This is a genomic window from Haloarcula terrestris (assembly GCF_031624315.1).
Taxonomy (GTDB): Archaea; Halobacteriota; Halobacteria; order Halobacteriales; family Haloarculaceae; genus Haloarcula; species Haloarcula terrestris.
This window is the reverse complement of the sequence record NZ_JAMQOM010000009.1, coordinates 62,356-80,596: the sequence shown is the minus strand read 5'-3', so window position 1 is coordinate 80,596 and position 18,241 is coordinate 62,356. Positions and strand designations below refer to the sequence as shown.

General features: G+C 61.3%; 15 protein-coding genes. 4 read left to right on the top strand and 11 right to left on the bottom strand.

Annotated features, from left to right (window positions below):
• Positions 1-5: 5 nt before the first annotated feature.
• From NDI54_RS17200 to dgoD, 3 genes are all read right to left on the bottom strand, one after another.
• The gene (locus NDI54_RS17200; RefSeq protein ID WP_310897674.1) at positions 6-1,034 is read right to left on the bottom strand and encodes an LLM class flavin-dependent oxidoreductase; all 1,029 of its coding nucleotides are present in this window, start codon (positions 1,032-1,034) and stop codon (positions 6-8) included.
• A 412-nt stretch (positions 1,035-1,446) separates the two neighbouring features.
• Complete coding sequence (locus NDI54_RS17195; protein ID WP_310897673.1) at positions 1,447-2,478, bottom strand: NAD(P)-dependent alcohol dehydrogenase; 1,032 nt, start codon at positions 2,476-2,478, stop codon at positions 1,447-1,449.
• Between the two features lie 69 nt (positions 2,479-2,547).
• A complete protein-coding gene (gene dgoD / locus NDI54_RS17190) occupies positions 2,548-3,699 on the bottom strand; it encodes a galactonate dehydratase (RefSeq protein ID WP_310897672.1) in 1,152 nt (383 codons plus the stop codon).
• A 120-nt stretch (positions 3,700-3,819) separates the two neighbouring features.
• Between dgoD and NDI54_RS17185 the strand changes: the two genes are divergently transcribed.
• Positions 3,820-4,593 (top strand): SDR family NAD(P)-dependent oxidoreductase, encoded by a 774-nt coding sequence (locus NDI54_RS17185; protein ID WP_310897671.1) that lies wholly within the window; start codon positions 3,820-3,822, stop codon positions 4,591-4,593.
• A 4-nt stretch (positions 4,594-4,597) separates the two neighbouring features.
• Here the strand turns inward: NDI54_RS17185 and NDI54_RS17180 are convergent, their stop codons facing one another.
• The 6 genes from NDI54_RS17180 to NDI54_RS17155 form a co-directional block, all read right to left on the bottom strand.
• Positions 4,598-6,073: a rhamnulokinase gene (locus NDI54_RS17180; protein WP_310897670.1), complete on the bottom strand. Its 1,476-nt coding sequence runs from the start codon at positions 6,071-6,073 to the stop codon at positions 4,598-4,600.
• A 35-nt stretch (positions 6,074-6,108) separates the two neighbouring features.
• The gene (locus NDI54_RS17175; RefSeq protein ID WP_310897669.1) at positions 6,109-6,762 is read right to left on the bottom strand and encodes a class II aldolase/adducin family protein; all 654 of its coding nucleotides are present in this window, start codon (positions 6,760-6,762) and stop codon (positions 6,109-6,111) included.
• A 61-nt stretch (positions 6,763-6,823) separates the two neighbouring features.
• Entirely contained in the window at positions 6,824-7,984 is a 1,161-nt protein-coding gene (locus tag NDI54_RS17170) for an ABC transporter ATP-binding protein (RefSeq protein ID WP_310897668.1), read from the bottom strand.
• An 85-nt stretch (positions 7,985-8,069) separates the two neighbouring features.
• Positions 8,070-8,948: a carbohydrate ABC transporter permease gene (locus tag NDI54_RS17165; RefSeq protein ID WP_310897667.1), complete on the bottom strand. Its 879-nt coding sequence runs from the start codon at positions 8,946-8,948 to the stop codon at positions 8,070-8,072.
• The gene (locus NDI54_RS17160; RefSeq protein WP_310897666.1) at positions 8,948-9,880 is read right to left on the bottom strand and encodes a carbohydrate ABC transporter permease; all 933 of its coding nucleotides are present in this window, start codon (positions 9,878-9,880) and stop codon (positions 8,948-8,950) included. Before NDI54_RS17160 ends, NDI54_RS17165 begins: the two co-directional genes overlap by 1 nt.
• Before the next feature lie 36 nt (positions 9,881-9,916).
• Positions 9,917-11,341 carry an ABC transporter substrate-binding protein gene (locus NDI54_RS17155; RefSeq protein WP_310897665.1) on the bottom strand — a complete coding sequence of 475 codons (1,425 nt, stop codon included), beginning with the start codon at positions 11,339-11,341 and terminating at the stop codon, positions 9,917-9,919.
• A gap of 351 nt (positions 11,342-11,692) precedes the next feature.
• Here NDI54_RS17155 and NDI54_RS17150 point away from each other — a divergent pair, with 351 nt between their 5' ends.
• From NDI54_RS17150 to NDI54_RS17140, 3 genes are all read left to right on the top strand, one after another.
• Positions 11,693-12,727: a galactitol-1-phosphate 5-dehydrogenase gene (locus NDI54_RS17150; protein ID WP_310897664.1), complete on the top strand. Its 1,035-nt coding sequence runs from the start codon at positions 11,693-11,695 to the stop codon at positions 12,725-12,727.
• The gene (locus NDI54_RS17145; RefSeq protein ID WP_310897663.1) at positions 12,724-13,527 is read left to right on the top strand and encodes a class I fructose-bisphosphate aldolase; all 804 of its coding nucleotides are present in this window, start codon (positions 12,724-12,726) and stop codon (positions 13,525-13,527) included. The genes NDI54_RS17150 and NDI54_RS17145 overlap by 4 nt, the downstream gene beginning before the upstream one ends.
• Positions 13,528-13,739: 212 nt before the next feature.
• The gene (locus NDI54_RS17140) at positions 13,740-14,507 is read left to right on the top strand and encodes an IclR family transcriptional regulator (RefSeq protein WP_310897662.1); all 768 of its coding nucleotides are present in this window, start codon (positions 13,740-13,742) and stop codon (positions 14,505-14,507) included.
• A gap of 582 nt (positions 14,508-15,089) precedes the next feature.
• Here the strand turns inward: NDI54_RS17140 and NDI54_RS17135 are convergent.
• Together NDI54_RS17135 and NDI54_RS17130 are read right to left on the bottom strand one after the other, a co-directional pair.
• Positions 15,090-16,118 (bottom strand): SGNH/GDSL hydrolase family protein, encoded by a 1,029-nt coding sequence (locus tag NDI54_RS17135; protein WP_406600199.1) that lies wholly within the window; start codon positions 16,116-16,118, stop codon positions 15,090-15,092.
• Between the two features lie 139 nt (positions 16,119-16,257).
• Complete coding sequence (locus NDI54_RS17130; protein WP_406600198.1) at positions 16,258-17,685, bottom strand: family 4 glycosyl hydrolase; 1,428 nt, start codon at positions 17,683-17,685, stop codon at positions 16,258-16,260.
• Between the last annotated feature and the right edge of the window lie 556 nt (positions 17,686-18,241).

The window sequence follows — 18,241 nt, the reverse complement described above, 5'->3', positions numbered from 1 at the left end:
ACCGGTTAGCGCGGTGTGAGACCGACACCGTCAGCGAGCAACTCGTGGGATCGGAGCCCGTCGGCGTGGTCGCCGACGACGTGCTGGATCATCACTTCGTCGGCCCCGACGCGGTCAGCGAGTTGTTCGAGCAGGCCGTTGAGTGTCTCCGGGCTGCCGGAGATCGCTCGCGGCCACTCCCCGGCATCCAGTGTTGCGGGCGTCGGTTCGGGGACGGCCCCGAGTTCGTCGATAGCCTCCTCGACCGACGGGGTCGTGCCGACGACCCCCCGTTCCATTCGTTTGAACGACGCTTCGGCAACGGCACGGAGCCGGGCCGCCGCTTCGTCTGTCTCGGCGCAGACGGCGTTGACGGCGACCATCCCCTGTGGCTCGTCGACGCCGCCGGCCAGCTGCGACGATTCGAAACGGTTCCGATACGCCTCGAAGGAGCGAGTGGCCAGTTCCGGTCGAATGAACGCGGCGAAACAGTAGCGCAAGCCGAGTTCCCCAGCCAGGGCGGCACTTGATGGACTCGACCCGAGAACCCACGGGACGGGCGTCTCCGCATCTGAGCGGGGAATCTCTATATCGCTGTACGCGTGTCCGTCGGGGTAGCTGTCGTAGAGATGCGAGACGACAGCCTCGATTTTCTCGGCGTGGTCTTCGTCGGGGTTTCGGACGCGGCGGTCAGTCCCGAGCGCGCGGTCGACGGCCGGCGAGCCGTTCGCCCGCCCCAGCCCCGCGTCGATTCGTCCGGGAGCGAGCCCGTCGAGGGAGCCAAACAGCTCCGCGACTTTGAACGGGCTGTAGTGATTGAGCAGGACCGCCCCCGAGCCGAGCCGGATCGAGTCGGTTTCGGCAGCGAGATTTCCGAGCAGCACCTCGGGGGTTGTCCCTGCCAAGGAATCACCCATCCCGTGGTGTTCAGCCACCCAGAACCGGGAATACCCGAGTCGCTCGGCTTGCTGTGCGGCTTCGACAGTGTTCGCATAGGCATCGTTCGCGGTGCCGTCATCGGGGACCGGAGAGAGATCGACGATAGAGAGGTCCATATCGGTCCACAACGGTTGCAGGGTATAACCGTTTGGCTAGCAGCACACCGGCTATCGGTCACGCGGTGTCTTCTCGATTGGACGGCCTTTTCCCAGGTCCATCAACATGTTCTCTTATGTTTATTTCTGCGTAAATATTCTATACTATATATTTCTCCACCAGTACAAGAGCCATACCAGAGTAAAGGGGGAAGGTCAATGTACGACACTGCCAGAAAATCACTAAATAGAACAAACTCGTCTGTAGACGCTCTAAACCGCTATCAGTCATCAGAGTGAGCGAACAGTTACTGGCAAGCTATCTCTATGCTTGTGAAAATCATTGAATACCACCATCCTAAATATCAGTATTCCATAATACCGATATTTCTTTTATTAATTCCCTCAGGGCTTACGCCTGGCGCAGTGCCTGTTACGAATCCAGGGATATCATGCCCTTGACCACAGTCGGTTCCATGGCTCGGCGGAACGCATCATCGATGTCTTCGAGTTGGGATTCGAAGTCGATGATGCCTTCGACATCGACTTCGTCGTCGGCCAGTAGGTCGACAGCTGCCTCGTAGGTGTTCTTGTACCGGAACGATCCGTGGACATCGATCTCGTTGTCGATGACTTCCAGCACGTCGAAAGGAACTTCCGCCTCGCTTGCGAGGCCGACCAGAACAACTGTGCCGCCCCGACAGACCACGTCAATCGTGGACTGGATCGACGGCTCCGCGCCAGAGGCTTCGACGACGACATCGGCACCGACGCCGTCCGTGTACTCGTCGACTGCCGCTTCGAGATCCGTTTCGGTGACGTTGACAGTCAGGTCTGCGCCCCGTTTGTCGGCGAAGTCCAGTTTTTCTTCGACGACATCGGTCAGAATAATGTCCGTCGCGCCGGCGGCACGCGCGGCCTCCATCACCATCAGTCCAATGGGCCCGGCACCGGTTATCAGCACCGTATCGCCGGTTCCGACGCCGCCACGGCGGCACGCGTGGATGCCGACGGACAGCGGCTCACACAGCGCCCCTTCCGCTGTGGAGACGGAGTCCGGAAGCTCGTAGGCGAAGTCGGCCGGCCACGAGACGTACTCCGTGAACGCGCCGTCGTGTGGCGGTGTCGCCATGAACCGAACATCCTCACAGAGGTGGTAGTCGCCGTGTTTGCAGTGGGCACACCGGCGGCAAGGAACGCCGGGTTCGAGCGCGACACGGTCGCCGGGTTCGTGGTCGGTAACGTTCTCGCCGACTTCGACGACTTCACCGGCGCTCTCGTGACCCAGAACGAGCGGGTCTTCGACGACGTAGTCACCGATACGGCCGTGCTCGTAGTAGTGGACATCGGAGCCACAGATCCCTACGTCTCGGACGGCAACGAGTACGTCGTCCGGCCCGGGCGACGGTCTGGGGCGGTCCTGCAGTTCGAACTCAGTCGTTTCTACCAGTACAGCGCTTCGCATACGTGGGCGCACGTGACAAAACCATAAAAATACACAGGGTGAGTCGTGCCGTGCTGTTGCCGCGACCGGTCACCACTCCGCGACGCTCCCGTCTTCGTGATGCCAGACCGGGTTGTACCAGTTAACCTCCGTCTGTGAAAGTTCGCGGATGTGGGCCTCGTCGATCTCGATACCGAGGCCGGGACCGGTCGGTCGTTTGACGTAACCGTCCTCGAAGCGGAACGTTTCTGGGTCTTCCAGGACCTTGAGCCGCTGGCTCGTCGTCGGATCATGCAGATCGAGATCCTGCTCGTGCATCACGACGTTCTGTGCGCAAAAGCCGACCTGCAGACTGGCCGCGAACGCGATTGGGCCGAGCGGGCAGTGGGGCACGACGGCCACGTCGAACGCCTCCGCCATCGACGCGATCTTGCGCATCTCGCTAATGCCACCGACGTGAGTCACGTCGGGCTGGATTATCGACACTCCGTCGTCGACGAGGAGCTGTTTGAAATCATAGCGCGAGTAGAACCGTTCGCCGGTAGCTATCGGCACAGTGGTTTGCTCGGCGATGCCAGCAAACGACGCGTCCTGCTCGGGAAGCAGCGGCTGGTCGATAAACATCAGATCGAACTGTTCGAGACGTTGGACCAGATCGGCGGCCATCGGTTTGGAGACGCGGCCGTGGAAGTCGACGCCCACGAAGGCATCGTCACCGACAGCGTCGCGGATTGCCGCCACACGTTCGACCGCATGGTCGACAGCGTTGGGCGTTTCAATCGGCCGAAACTCCCTGGCGAAGTTGAACTTGAAGGCTTTGTACCCGCGTTCCCGGTCCTCTTTCGCGGCCGCGGCCACGTCTTCGGGATCGTCGCCACCGAGCCACTGGTAGACGAGTAGCTTATTACGGACGTGACCGCCGAGTAGTTCGTGCACCGGTGCACCGTAGTGCCGTCCCTTGATGTCCCAGAGCGCGTGGTCGATGCCGGCGAGCGCGCTCATGAGTATCGGCCCGCCACGGAAGTAGCCGCTCTGATAGAGCTTTCGCCAGTGATACTCGGTTCGGAGCGGGTCCGCCCCCAGTAGATACGCCTCGACGAGTTCGGTAACCGCAGCCCGAACCGTCTCAAGCCGACCCTGAACAATCGGCTCGCCCCACCCGACGATCCCCTCGTCGGTCTCCAACTTCAGGAGCAACCACCGCGGCGGCACGGCGAACAGTTCGAAGTCGGTGATTTGCATAGCTATGTTATCTGCGAGGGAGTACTTGTAATGACTGGCTACTGATATCGGGTCACCAGGGAGTGTGACAGAGAGAGGCGTACATTTATGCTGGAGGCTGCCGGAGCAGTGAGTGTACGCATGAGTGTACTGGAGAGTTTCTCCCTCGACGGAGAGACAGCTATCGTCACCGGTGCAGCACAGGGTCTCGGCAAACAGATGGCGACCGGTCTGGTGGAGATGGGGGCCGATGTCGCTATCGCGGACGTAAACATCGAGAAAGCAGAGCAAACGGCGTCGGAACTCGACGGCGAGACGGACGTAATCGCGACGGAGGTCGACGTGACGGACGAAACCTCGGTCGAGGCGATGGTCGAGGACGTGACCGACCGCCTCGGGCCGATTGACGTGCTGGTCAACAACGCCGGTATCGTCGAGAACTCACCCGCGGAGGAGACGAGCATCGAGTCCTGGCGGCGTGTCGTGTCGGTCAACCTCGACGGCGTCTTCCTCTGTGCCAAGCACGTCGGCCAACAGATGCTCGACCGGGGTGAAGGCCGCATCATCAACATCTCCTCGATGTCGGGCTTTGACGTGAACGTCCCGCAGAAACAGGCCAGCTACAACACGACCAAAGCCGGCGTCAGAATGCTGACCCAGTCACTGGCCGTCGAGTGGGGCGATCAGGGGGTTCGCGTCAACGCCATCGCGCCCGGCTACATGCGGACCGAACTCGTCGATGAGGTGCTCGAAGAGAACCCGGAGATGGAGGAAACGTGGCTGGAAAACACGCCGATTGGCCGACTCGGTCGACCAGAAGAGCTGAAAGAACTCGTGGTGTATCTCGCGTCTGACGCGTCGTCGTACATGACGGGATCGACCGTCGTGATGGACGGCGGCTACACCTCGCGGTGAGGGATCAGGCTTCGGACGACGGATCGCCGGTCAGTGCGGCCAACCGGTCTTTTGTCTCGGCCCATTCGCCAGCGGCGCGTGGTTCGTAGGTCGTCGTCTCGAACGCCGACTCGACCAACTGTCGTCCGGTCTCGATATCCGGAACGGTTCCGGCGGCGACGGCCTGTGTGAGGACGTTACCGACGGCCGTCGCCTCAATCGGCCCGGTGGAGACCGGGCGATCGGTCGCGTCTGCGAGTAACTGACAGAACAGTTCGTTTCTGACGCCGCCGCCACCGAGGACGATTCGCGCCGGGGGCTCGTCGACGACTGCCGCGAGCGCGTCGAGTTCCAGCGCCGTCTTCGCCGCCAGGCTGTCGAGGAGACAGCGGACGATACCGCCCTGGCCTGTCGGAACGGGCTGGTCCGTTTGGCGGCAGTAGGTCCGAATCTGGTCGGGCATCGGCTCGTCGATGCCGAAAGCCTCGGCATCCGTATCAACGAGCGCGGTCCGTGGTTGGGCCTTTTCGGCGGCCGACAGCAGTGTCTCGTAGTCGACCGGCTGGCCCGCCTCGCGCCACGCCTCGCGGCACTCTTCGAGCATGAAGAAGCCGTTGATGTTCTTCAGGAGGCGAACGGTTCCGTCGACGCCGAGTTCATTCGAGACAGCGTGTTCGAACGCTGCGTCTGTCCGGACTGGCTCGTCGCGCTCGACGCCGAGGACGAACCACGACCCCGTGTTGAGGAAGGCGGCGTCCTCGACAAGCGGGAGGCCGGCGACGGCCGCCGCGGTGTCGTGGCTCGCCGGCGTCACGATTTCGGGCGTCGAGGACAGCCCCGAGACGACATCGTCGTCCACAGTCCCGAGGCGCTGCCCGGCTTCAGATAGCGGTGGAAGGATATCCGTCGGTACCGATAGCTCGTCGAGCAGGTCGGTCGCCCAAGCCCGCCGCTCCGGGTCGACCATCTGTGTGGTCGATGCTATCGTCATCTCGCCCGCCGGCTCCCCCCCAATCCGTGCAGAGAGGAGCTGTGGCATCATGAGCAGGCCATCGCTCGCTTCGAGGAGTTCGGGCTCGCGCTCGGCAATAGTGTGGAGTTGCCACAGCGTGTTCGGCGTGTTCCAGTTCGTGATGCCGGTCGCATCGAACAGCCGCCGCTTCCCGACGGCATCGAACACTTCCTCGCGCGTGGCCGTCGACTCTGGGTCGCGGTAGGAGACCGGGTCCCGGAGCAGTTCGCCGTCGGCCAGGAGCCCGAAGTCGAGCCCCCACGTGTCAATACCGACCGTATCGACGCCGTTGGCGTGGTCATCGGCAGCCCGGATTCCGTCCCCGATATGATCGACCAGCGCGGCAACGTCCCAGACGTAGCGGCCGTCCCGTTCGACGGGTCGATTGTCGAACCGGTGCACCTCTCGCACGGCGAACGACGACTGGGTCACTTCGCCGAGGAACACCGTCCCGCCGCTCGCGCCGATGTCGATAGCGACGTGCTTCATGCGCTGATGCTCTCAAATATCGTTCGCATGGGTGGTCACTGCCCGTAGCTGTCGAGCTTATCGGCCAACCGGTCGATCTCCTCGTCCGGGAGGATTTCCGGCTCGCCGATGGCTCGGGCCTGGTGATGGATGCGGGCGCAGTACTCGACCATCAGCGCGACCGTATAGGCATCGTCCAGCGACTCGTCAGCCGTCAGGACGCCGTGGTTTCGCAACAGCGTGGCGTTGAACGACTCACCCAGCGCGTCAACGGCGGCTTCACCGAGTTCCTCCGTTGCGTGTGTCCGGTATTCAGCGACGGGTACCTCCGTTCCGGTAAAGGAGAGGAGATAGTGGGAGGCCGGGATTGCCTCGCCGAGCGAGGCGAACGTCGTCGCGTACGGGGAATGGGTGTGGACGACGCCACCGACCGCCGGTCGCTCGCGGTAGACGGCCAGGTGCATCGGCAGCTCCGTCGACGGCTCGATGTCGCCCTCGACGACAGTGCCGTCCGTGTGGACGACCGGAACGTCTTCTGGCTCGATCTCCCCGTACGGAACTCCAGAGGGGCTGATGGCGATGTGGTCCTCGTCGAGCCGGGCACTGAGGTTCCCCCCGGTGCCGGTCGTCAGGTCGTCGTCGAGCAGGCTGCGGCCGTACTCACAGATAGCGGTACGCGTCTCGTAGTGTGAAATGTCTTGATCGGTCATATGTCGTGTATAGTTGCTAGTTGGTTGACTGCGGCGAGTAGGGTGATGACGGCGCTCGTCGTCACTCGGCGGGCTTCATCTGCTCTTCGAGGGCCATCTCCGCGTCGTCACCGAGCTGGCGCTGGTGGATCGTCTCCCCGCTGGCGGCGTCGAACAGGTGCACGTCTCGATCCGGAATCTCCACGTAGACCTGCTGTCCTTCACTGATCGGGCGCTGGCCGTCCGTCTCCACGATAAACGTCTGCTCGTGGCTCTGTGCCTTCGCCTGCAGGTAGACGTAGGAGATGCTCCCCATCGGTTCGACGACATCGACGACGGCCTCGAACTCGTGGCCCGAGTTCGCCCGGTCGTGAAGCGTCATGTCCTCCGGCCGGATCCCGAGGACCAGTTCGTTCCGGCTCCCGACCGCGGACTGCATCTGTTCGGTCAGGTCGAAGTCGAACCCGTCCGCGCGGAGCGTGCCGCCTTCGACCGATCCCTCGAAGAAGTTCATCGACGGCGAGCCGAGGAAGCCGGCGACGAACTGGTTGGACGGCCGGTAGAAGCACTCCAGCGGGGTTCCGACCTGCTGAAGCTCACCGTAGTTGAGGACGACGAGCCGGTCGCCCATCGTCATCGCCTCCGTCTGATCGTGGGTGACGTACAACGTCGTCACGTCGAGTTCGTTCTGGAGCCGGTTGATTTCGGTCCGCATCTCCGCCCGGAGCTTCGCGTCCAGGTTCGACAGCGGCTCGTCCATCAGGAAGACGTTCGGGTCCCGGACGATGGCCCGCCCGAGCGCGACGCGCTGCTGTTGCCCGCCGGAGAGTTCGCCGGGTGTGTCGTCCAACAGCATGTCGATGTCCATCATCTCGGCGGCAGAGGTGACGGCCTCTTCTATCTCGTCGGAGGACATGTCCGTGGACATCTTCAGCCCGAAGGACATGTTCTCCTCAACCGTCATGTTCGGGTATAGCGCGTAGTTCTGGAACACCATCGCGATGTCCCGGGCGCGCGGGCCGAGTTGGTTGACTACGTCGTCGCCGATGCGGATGTCGCCTTCGGTTTGCGTCTCCAGTCCCGCGACGATGCGCATGAGCGTCGACTTCCCGCTCCCGGACGGCCCGACGAAGACGATGAACTCGCCGTCGCGGATGTCCAGGGAAACGTCGTCGACAGCGACTATCGATTCATCTCCGTCTCCGAACCGTTTCGTAACGTCGTCGATTGTGATACGAGCCATTAGCGTGCCTCCGTGTCGCGGCGACTGCTCCCCGCCGCAGGGGTGTGGTTTGCGAGCGATACCTGTCGCGGTGCGGGTCGTGGAGTCATTCTTTGATCACCACACCGAAGCTGAGTCCGGCGGCGAGGTACTTGTTCACCGCGATGAGGAAGATGACGACCGGAACGATCATCGCCGTCGAGGCGGCTGCAAGCATCCCCCACTCTATCGAACGGGAGCCGATGAACGAGTAGACGAACAGCGTCACCGGCACGGCCTCGAAACTCGTCAGCACGAGCCCGAACAGCAGCTCGATCCACGCGAAGATGAAGCTGATGATCGCGACCGAGAAAATCCCGGGCTTGGCCGCCGGAAGGACGACCTTCCTGAAGCCCTGGAACTGGGTCGCGCCGTCGACCCGAGCCGCTTCCTCCAGTGTCTCGGGGATGCCGTCGAAGAACGCTTTCATCACCCAAACCACGAGCGAGAGGTTGATACTGACGTACATCAGGACCATCCCGATTCGCGTATCGAACAGATTGAGCTCCCGGAAGATGATGAAGAAGGGGAGCACAACGGCGATGGGCGGGAGCATCCGTGAGGAGAGAATCCACACGAGCACGTCCCGCTCCATCGGGATGTCGTACCGCGAGAGGACGTACGCGGCGGGAACGCCGATCAACAGCACGAGGACGACCGACGCCGACACCATAATGAGGCTGTTGGCGAAGGCCGCGACGAAGCCGGAGTCCTGGAACAGCTGGATGTAGTTGTACACCGTCGGCAGGAAGATCCAGTCCGGCGGGAGCGCGTTCGCTGTTCCGGGCGGCTTCAACGACATCGAAGCGAGCCAGTACAGCGGGAACAGCACGATGAACGACCACGTCAGCAGGATGGTGTGGCGAACGGCCGTGACGAGTTTCTCCCGCGTGTCCTTGTCGAGTCGCTGTGACGCGGTCGCGGAGTCGCCGTCTGTCGTTGCCATCAGTCCCACACCCCCTCGAAGCCGACCTTCGCAATGATGACGTTACACAGTGCAACGACGAGGACGAGGTAGACGATGGCTATGGCTGCGGCCACGGTGATCTGGTTGTTGATGAACATCTGTTCGTAGATATTGATGCTCACGAGCTGGGTCGCCGTCCCCGGTCCGCCGCCAGTGAGCCCGTACACCACGCCGAACGTCCGGAACAGGTCGATCAGCCGGATGAGGGTCGCCACGAAGACGACCGGCTTCATGTAGGGGATGATGACGTGGACGTACCGTCGCCACATCGGCGCACCGTCGACACGTGATGCCTCGATGAGCGTCTTCGGCACCGACGAGAGGCCGGCGTAGAAGATGATGAACATGAACGGCGTCCAGTTCCACGCATCAAGGAGAATTACCGTCAGCAGCGGAATGTCCGAGAGGAAATTCGGCGCTGCGAACGGCGTGCCGGTGTTTATGACGTAGGGGATAATGCCGATCTCGCTGTTCAGCATGATCCGGCCGATGGTCGCCAGCGAGACGGGTGCGACGGCCATGGGAATGATGAACAACACCCGGTAGAACGACTTCGTCCGGTCGGAGCCGACGCCGGCCACGAGCGCGGCCAGGACGAACCCGAGGACAGTTTCGAGGAGCAAGGCGCTGGCGACGACGGTAATCGTGATGACGAACGAGTGGATCGCGCCGCCGCGGGTAAAGGCCGTCTCGAAGTTGGACAGTCCGACGAAATCGGCCGCGAACACGTCGAGTGTCGGCTCCGCGATCAGGCTGAGATACAGGTCGTAGGCACCGGGGAAGAAGGTGATCATCACCATTACCGCCACCATCGGTGCCATGAACCAGTACGGGAGGTAGTCGTTCCACAGGTCCCGAAGCCTGGCGAAGGTCGATTTGGATGCCGTTTCCGTTTGCGTTGGTGTGCTCATTTGTGGGATGTATTGAGTCTCGGGGAAGGCGTAGGTTTAATTACTGTAGATATCCTCGGCGATCGATGCTGCCTGCGTCATCGCTTCCTCGGCGGACTTCTGGCCGGCGATGGCGCGCTGCAGTTCCTCGGAGTAGCGCTGACCCCATTCCGGATACTTCCGGTCGAACGGGTCCGGCGCGGCTTCCTGCAGGGATTCGAGCGTGACCTGTGCGAAGTTCTCGCCCACTTGAGAACGGAACTCGTCGTTCTCCCAGACGGACTGCCGGACGGAGAAGGCGGCGTCGCCCTCGACGTGCATCCAGGTGTTGGTCGGCTGCGAGGAGGCCCAGACCATGAACAGGAACGCCTGCTCGGAGTTCTGGGCGTTCTTGGACGTGGAGATCTGCCAGTTGAACGCGTTGGGCGAGAAGGTTCCGTCGGCCGGGCTGGGCACCTTCGCGATACCGATGTTGTCCGCGACAGAGGAGTCAGAGCCGGTGAGTCCGGGCCAGAAGAGGTTCGCGTCGGAGACGATGTGGCCGGCACGTCCTTCCTGCATCGTCGAGAGCACGTCAGACCAGGTCTGGGTCGAGGCCCCTTCGGGACCGTAGTCCTGCAGCAGGCTGACGTACCACTCGGCCGCGTTGATGACGCCATCGGAGTCGAGACCGGAATCGTCCGGGAAACTGTCCCAGAGCTCTGCGCCGTTCTGGCGCAGGAACGTGTTCAGGACGTAGATGTTCATCCCGTATCCTTTGTCACCACGGCCGACGGTACCGACGACATCCGACTCGTTCTCGTGGATGGTCTGTGCGTTCTGGCGGAACTGTTCGAGCGTCTCCGCGACCTCAAGGTCGTGTTTCTCGTAGAGGTCCGTGCGGTAGAACTGCGTCTGGACTTCGACCGTGATCGGCATTCCTGTCCAGGTATCGCTGTAGCCACCACCGTGGGCCTGCCACCGTGACGCCTCGAAGAGATCGTCGGTGTTGTACCAGTCCTCATCGAAGAGGCTGTCGTCCTCGAAGAACGGATCGAGTGGCTGAATCCAACCTTCCTCGCGGAACTGGTTGACGACCTGGTCCATGTAGAAGACATCGAACTGCCCGGCCCCAGTGCTCACGTCGGTCTGGCGCTTGGTTCGGAACTGCTGTTCGGGCAGGACGTTCCAGACCACGTCGATGCCGGTCAGTTCCTCGAAGACCGGGATCGCGGGCTTGATCGCCGAAACCCATGGGTGCTGGACGGCACCGATATTGATCGAGGACCCCTCGAACTGCCCCCAGTCGATATCGGCATCCTCGTACTCGCTCAGAGGAATCGCCAGTTCACCGTCGCCGCTGGTGGTGCCGGTCCCGCCGTCGCTTCCGCCATCGGAGCCGTCGCCGCTCCCTCCATCGCCGCCTCGCGTACAGCCCGCGAGACCGCCGAGTAGTCCGACACCTGTCGCTTTCAGAAATTTCCGCCTGTTGGGTTTGGTCATGTCAGTTGGCCTCACCACCTACCGAATTACCGATGGATAATAAAGGTAATCATCTGTAACGTAGAATACCCATCCCGACTGGAGCAGAAAGGTGCAAAGCAGCGGTCGAAGCCCCGAGCAGTCGGTTTCGGACCGCGTACGGGGGATCGTGGCAAGATTTTAATATGCGGTCCGAAAATACCGATAGTACGGATCGGTGCCGAGTCCGCCGTCTACGCTCGCCGTTCAAGCCGACGATGCGGGCGCTGACTGCGGACGACGGCACGACCTACTCATGACCCGAGCCACACCAAAGCACGACCGAAGTACCGTTGCAGTGACGACCACACTCCGGCACAGGGGGGATGCCTGATGCGCGCCAGCACACTGACTGATATCGGCGAGATCACCGTCGAAGAGCGGGACCGACCGGAGCCGGCAGACGACGAGGTTCTCGTTCAGGTCGGTGCCTGCAGCGTCTGTATGACCGACTACCACATGTACCACGGCACCTTCGCCGCCGAAACGCCGCTGGTCTTAGGCCACGAAGGGGCCGGAACTGTCGCCGAAGTCGGGTCCGATGTCGACAGCTTCGCCGTCGGTGACCGCGTCGCCATCAACCCCACCGTACCCTGCAACGCCTGTTCATACTGCAAAAAGGGGGAGACGCACCTCTGTGAGAACAACACGAGCATCGGCGGTGCCGGTGAAACCATCCTCGACGGGGCCTTCGCCGAGTACGTTCGCGTCCCGGCGATCAACGTCGAGGATATCGGCGAGATGTCCTTCGAGCGGGCCGCACTCGCCGAGCCGCTCGCCTGCTGTGTGCACGGCGTCGAGCAGGCTGACATCAAGCCGGGCGACAGCGTGGGGATTATCGGTGCCGGACCCATCGGCCTGTTGCTCCTGCAGGCGTTCCACAACGCGGGCGCTTCGCCAATCGTCGTCTCCGAGCTCGACGACGAACGGCGCGAACTGGCCGCCGACCTCGGCGCAGACGCGGTCGTTGATCCCAACGAGGAAGACCCGGAGAAAGCGATTCCCGAAGCGGCCGGCGGCCCGGTCGATGTCGGCGCTGAAGCTATCGGGCTCGTCCCGACAATCAAGCAGGCCAACGCCGTGACAGCGCCCGGCGGTTCGACACTCATCTTCGGCGTCCCCGATCAGGAGGCGACGATGGAGATCAGCCCGTTCGACGTGTTCTTCGACGAGATCGACTACCGCGGTTCGTTCTCGCTGACGACTGAGGACTTCGAGCGAGCGGTGACGATGCTCCAGCACGACCGGATCGACGCCGAGACACTCATCACCGAGCGCATCGGCCTCGATGACCTGCCGACGGCGTTCGAACGGATGGGCAACGCTGAGGGACTGAAGAAGGTTGTCATCCCGGGCGACCACGAATGAGCGAGTTCGACCTCCTCGACACCGACTCCGGAAACGCCGTCGTCGTGGCGCTCGACCACGGTATCGGGATGGGCGCAATGGACGGATTCGAGGACCCACAGGCCACGCTTGAGGCGGTGCTTGCTGGCGAACCGGACGGCGTGCTCGTCGGACCGTACTTCGCCGAGCGATTCGCCGATACGTTCGCCGCATCGTCTACAGATGTCCTCGTGACCGCCGACTTCGTGTCGCCGTCGAGCCGACCCGGCGAGGATATCGGGCCGTGGGTGCAACAGCACGCGTTTGATACCGACCGCTTGCTGGCGTGTGACCCTGTCGGCGTCAAGTCGGTACTCGCCTTCGGCCGGCAGGACAGTCAGTCCTTCGAGCGAAACGTCGACTACATCACCGACATCACCGAATCCCTGCGTGGCACCGGTGTCCCCCACATCGTCGAGACCGTTATGTGGGGGAACGACGTTCCAGACCGCTTCGAAACGGACAGAGAGTACGTCGCAAACGCCTGTCGGATCGGCTGGGAACTGGGTGCAGACATACTCAAGGCCCCGTACACCGGCGACCGTGATTCGTTCGAACCCATCGTCGAGAACGCCCCAGTTCCGGTGATGATTCTGGGTGGCCCGTCGTCCGGGTCTGTCCGGGCGATGCTCGACGACGTTGCGGGTGCGATGGCGTCGGGCGCTCGCGGTCTCGTGATCGGGCGAAGCATCTGGCAGACGGAGGACCCGGCCGCTGTCGTGTCCGCACTGCATCGAATTGTTCACGATTCAGCCGCACCTGAAGCTGTCTGGCCGGCCTGAATCGGCTGTTTCTGTTCCCTAGCCAACTCGCTTTGAGTTGTTTGGAGTTGTTCTGTAGAGAAGAACGAATAAATTTCGGTGAGTAAGAACGGGAGAAAGGGTTCTCCGGACAATAAATTATGTAAGATATGGCGTGTGAGTGTGTCTCATGACCAATGCTGTTCTGCTCTAGTGAACATACTTTTCACACCGGCGGGCGTATGACTGGTATCATGACTGACGAACCACGATATGCGGTTGATGCGACCCAGACATCGCTGGCTATCCTCGAAGCCCTCGTCGACGCATCCGGGCCTATCGGCGTCACCGAGCTTGCAGATACTGTCGGTGTCTCCAAGAGTGTCGCCCACAACCACCTCTCGACGTTGCGTGCGGCCGGGTACGTGGTCAAGCGCGCGGAGCAATACGAGCCATCACTCCGCCCACTGGCTCTTGGTGAACGAACGCGTGAGGGACTCAGTTTCTATGCGGCGGCGAAAGAGCAACTGGACAATCTTGCGGCGGCGACAGGGGAAACAGCGATACTGTTCGTCCTCGAAGAAACGGGCGGTGTCCCGGTGTCGATCTCCGAACCCGAGGACGGCTGGTCTGTCCCGTTCCATGCGGGCGAACGGCTCCCCCTACACGTTAACGCCCCTGGAAAGGCGATTCTGTCGGCACTCCCGAGTGACCGCGTGGATTCGATTCTCGACGAGACAGACCTTGTTGCACCGACGAGCGCGACTATCGCGGAACCGGACGAGCTCACCGAGGAACTCCGTCGGATCCGCGATGACGGTATCGCGTTCTGCAGAGGTGAACAGTATGAGGGCATTATCGGTGTTGCCGCCCCGCTTGCCCAAATTAGCGGGAGCCGTATTGCCGCGCTGGGGGTCTGCGGTCCCGTTGAACGCCTGAACGGTCGCTATCTTCGGGAGGATATCACCGGGCAAGTTCTCAGCACGACGAAGTCCATACAGGTCAACCTCACGGCGAACTGATGTGACCGAACGCTCAGGCCCGTTTTCATAACAGATGTACGGCTGTTATTCCCTATGTCTATCACCCGCGCTCATCTGTCCGGGTCAAGTTCGGAGTGGCAGTCATGTCTTCGAGAGAGTTTGCTCGGGTACGGGACAGTTGAAGTGATACGCTTGACGGACCGCCCAATGGGCATAGAATCATCTCTGCCCTCCCAGTCAGACATTCGAACACGTATCCGGTGGAATCGCCTGCCAAAGAACAGTGTTTTGACTGCCGGTACTGACACACTCTACAGTGTTTCCTGGCATGATATACAATGTGTTACAGCCTTTCTACTGAACGGCCAGATATCCCGGTAAACGCGTGAAGGTCTAAAATCCAGTCTTGCTGGGAGATGGTGACAGGATCACCTCTGGAGTCCCAAGCGTTGAGATGCAGTCCTGTTCTATACAATAGAACAACGATGAAGCCAGCAACACCAGCGAGTACCACGGGATGGGAACGACGGCGCTCCCCTACTCATACTGTCGGCTGTAAGTCTGTGAAGAAATTCGCCACCCCGGGTGGCGAAGATCTTAAAATAGTTACAGCCAACAGTATCAGTCTTCGAGGAGCGGCTGCAGTTCCGACGCGAGATTTTCACCCATCGTAATCATGGCGTTGTCTCCAGGATGGACCAGATCGGTTGTGAGTCCCTCGATAGTGGGAAGCAGTTCCGGCCCTTCGAGGAGAGAGACGTTCTCGTGGGATGATTCGGCAACTATCTCGCGGAGCTCCTCGCGGAACCGCTCACACATCGCCTCGGGGTCTTCGCTCTGACAAACGTCCCGGGCGTTACGGAAGATAGTGATTGCCACGACTGGCTTGTCGGGGTGAGCGCTCGCAATCCGGTCGATCATCTCCTCAGCGCGCTTGCGGAACTCTTCAGGGGGGAAGGTCCCTACCATGTTCACCGAGAGCGAGAGCGTCGCGATGTCCCAGTCTTCGCGTTCGGCGATGTGGTCCGCCATCGCGCTATCGCAGTAGGCCGTGCCACACGAGCCCAGGTTGAGCAGGTCGGCGTTGAGCCGCCGGGCCGTCTGGCTGACGTAGTTCAGGTGCTCGCCCAGCGGGGCCTCCCCCTCTGTTATCGAGGTTCCGTAGGCGAGGTAACGCCGGTCGGGGAGTTCGCCCTCGCGTGGCGGGCGGACATTGCCGTCGAGCCCGTGGTAGACCATCGGCCCGCCGCGGTGTTCGCCGGGTAACTGGATTCGACAGACCCGCGGATCGAACGCGAGGTCTTGACGGGCTGACGGATCGAGGTCGGTCAGTTTCTCAGGCATCGAAACCTCGACTGCCGTCGGCGACTGTCCGACCTGAACTTCGGTCGTACCCTGAATCGGTCCCCAGAAGACCCGAACGGTTCCAACGCTGGCGCTTCCACCCGGGAGCGTCGAGAGCGTCACTTTCACAGGGCCTTCCGGGACGAACCGGAGTTCGACGCCTGCGGGGTGGCGCATGCGTGACTGCGCACCCTCATTGAGGGCCGTCCGTATCGCCTCCGGTACTCGTTGGAGTGCCTTTCCGTCTCGGTCCTCAACGGACCGAACGTCGCCGACATTGTGGAACTGGATGCGGTCGTGGTGCATGACAGGACTGTGGCGCGACAGCATCATCAATTATTGGGTACATCTGCCCGTAGTCCAGTTTCCCCGTCGAGCGAACAGAAGCCGCATTCGGGCGATTTGATCGCGGTCGAGGGGACTGATAACTCCGGACACGGTGGTGTCACCCTTTAAGTCCGGCAATACTGTCGTGGTTATATGCCTGTAGATACTCGCGTTCGATGTCCACGAGGTCGGCGAACAGTTCGTGGGCCGATTCGCGCCCGATGGTGACGAGCGGATCGTTGAGAAACGCCTGGAACGCGAGATCGAGATCGCCGGCAAAGCCGGCTTCAACGAGCGTTTCCTGGTTATTCACGGCCCGCATGACCATTGACCGGACTTCACGCGGTAGCTCCCCCGCAGTGATCGGGGCGACTCCACCACCGGTTATGACGGCATTCGTTTCGACGACGGCCCCCATCGTCAGGTCGGGTACCTGGCCCTGATTCGGATAGTTGACGTGTGTTTTGATCGGTTCGATGCCGACCAGCGCCCGCATAATATCCACGACTTCCTCGCCGGAGTCGACGAACTCGAACCCTGCTTCGTCGGTAATGTGTCGTTTCATCTTCGCTGGCCCCTCACCGCCCGCGGTACGGGCGGAGCTGGGCGTCAGCCGGATGCCCCAGCGGTGAATCTCCTCGGGGTCGTCGATGTCGAGATACCAGGGAACGAACTCGGCGAGATGTCGATCACCTGCCGCGCCGAGCAGCCCGAATCGGTCGTACAGGTCGAAGGCGATCTGATGGTGGTTTATCCAGTAGGACTCCTCGCGTAGTTCTCCGGGTTCGAACTGTGGAAGGGGCTTTCGTGCTTCGAGTTCGCGGTCGAGATATCGGAAGAGATCATGATCGTACCAGTAGGCTTCGTCGACCCACGTGAAGTGATTGATGCCCTTGACGTTCACATTAATCTCGTCGGCCGAGACGTTATCGGCGGCTTCGATGTACGACTCAGCGATGTCGGCGAGCAGCCGCTGTATTTCGAACACTTCGTGACAGAGTCCGATAGCGTTGATGTCGGGGAATTCCTCGTACAGCGTCCGCGTACATACTGTCATCGGGTTCGTGCAGTTGATGACCCACGCGCTCGGACACTGTTCGCGGACCGCGGCGGCGATCTCGCGGTACTGAGGGATCGCTCGGAGCGAACGGAAGATACCGCCGGGACCGACTGTATCCCCGACGGTCTGATAGATACCGTACTCCTGAGGCACGTCGATGTCGTGAACGAACGTCTCTCCGACCGGATCCTGAATCGAGCAGATGACAAAGTCGGCCCCGTCGAGCGCGCCGTGCATGTCCTGATACGCCCCAAAGGTCCAGTTTCCAGCGGCGTCCGACCGGCTTGCCAGTCCGTTCGCCAACTCCGCGTTTTGCGCGGCCGCCTCGTAGTCAATATCGTAGAGTGCAACGTCCCCTGCGAGATCGGTACACTGGAGGAGATCGTTGATGAGCGTGTGCGCCCAGCCGTGACTACCGCCGCCGATATACCCGATTTTCACAGACGTCGTCGACTTGGATGCCTTATTCCCGCGAAGGTGGTGCATATGACACCACAGGCACTGGATGACAAAGTAGTTGGCGTCGTGCCAGCGGTAGCTCAGGGAGACAGCATTGATCGGTTCAGGCGACCTAGAACCGTCATGTCTGCGTTCAACATCGTCGATATCCGACACTCCTGCCAGATAATTCACCAAGATCCTGGTAGTGGGCTCAATCCAAATCAGCAGATACTCACGTCGCTACTGCTCCCGCTGAAAAAGTGGTATCCCGACCTCGGCCGCGATGGGCGAGAAAAGCGTATCACGCACTGTTGAACGAGTGGGGATGTCACCGGGACGGCTGTGACACTGTGAATCGAAGCGCTGTCGTTATCGTGTTTGTATGTCTCGGAGATCGGCAACTGCCAGTGATACGTCCTGTATCACCGTCTCCCTTCTTGCCAGGGCCGAATGACATCGATTAGATGGGCGACCGGTTGTTCTCCATCCGAGAATACTGTTCGATAATAATAACCTAGTACTGAGATTATGCACCGTCTTTTACGCGCAGACGGCCCCGAACAACCCGATCAGAACCGATCTGCCACCAAAACGCTGTCTC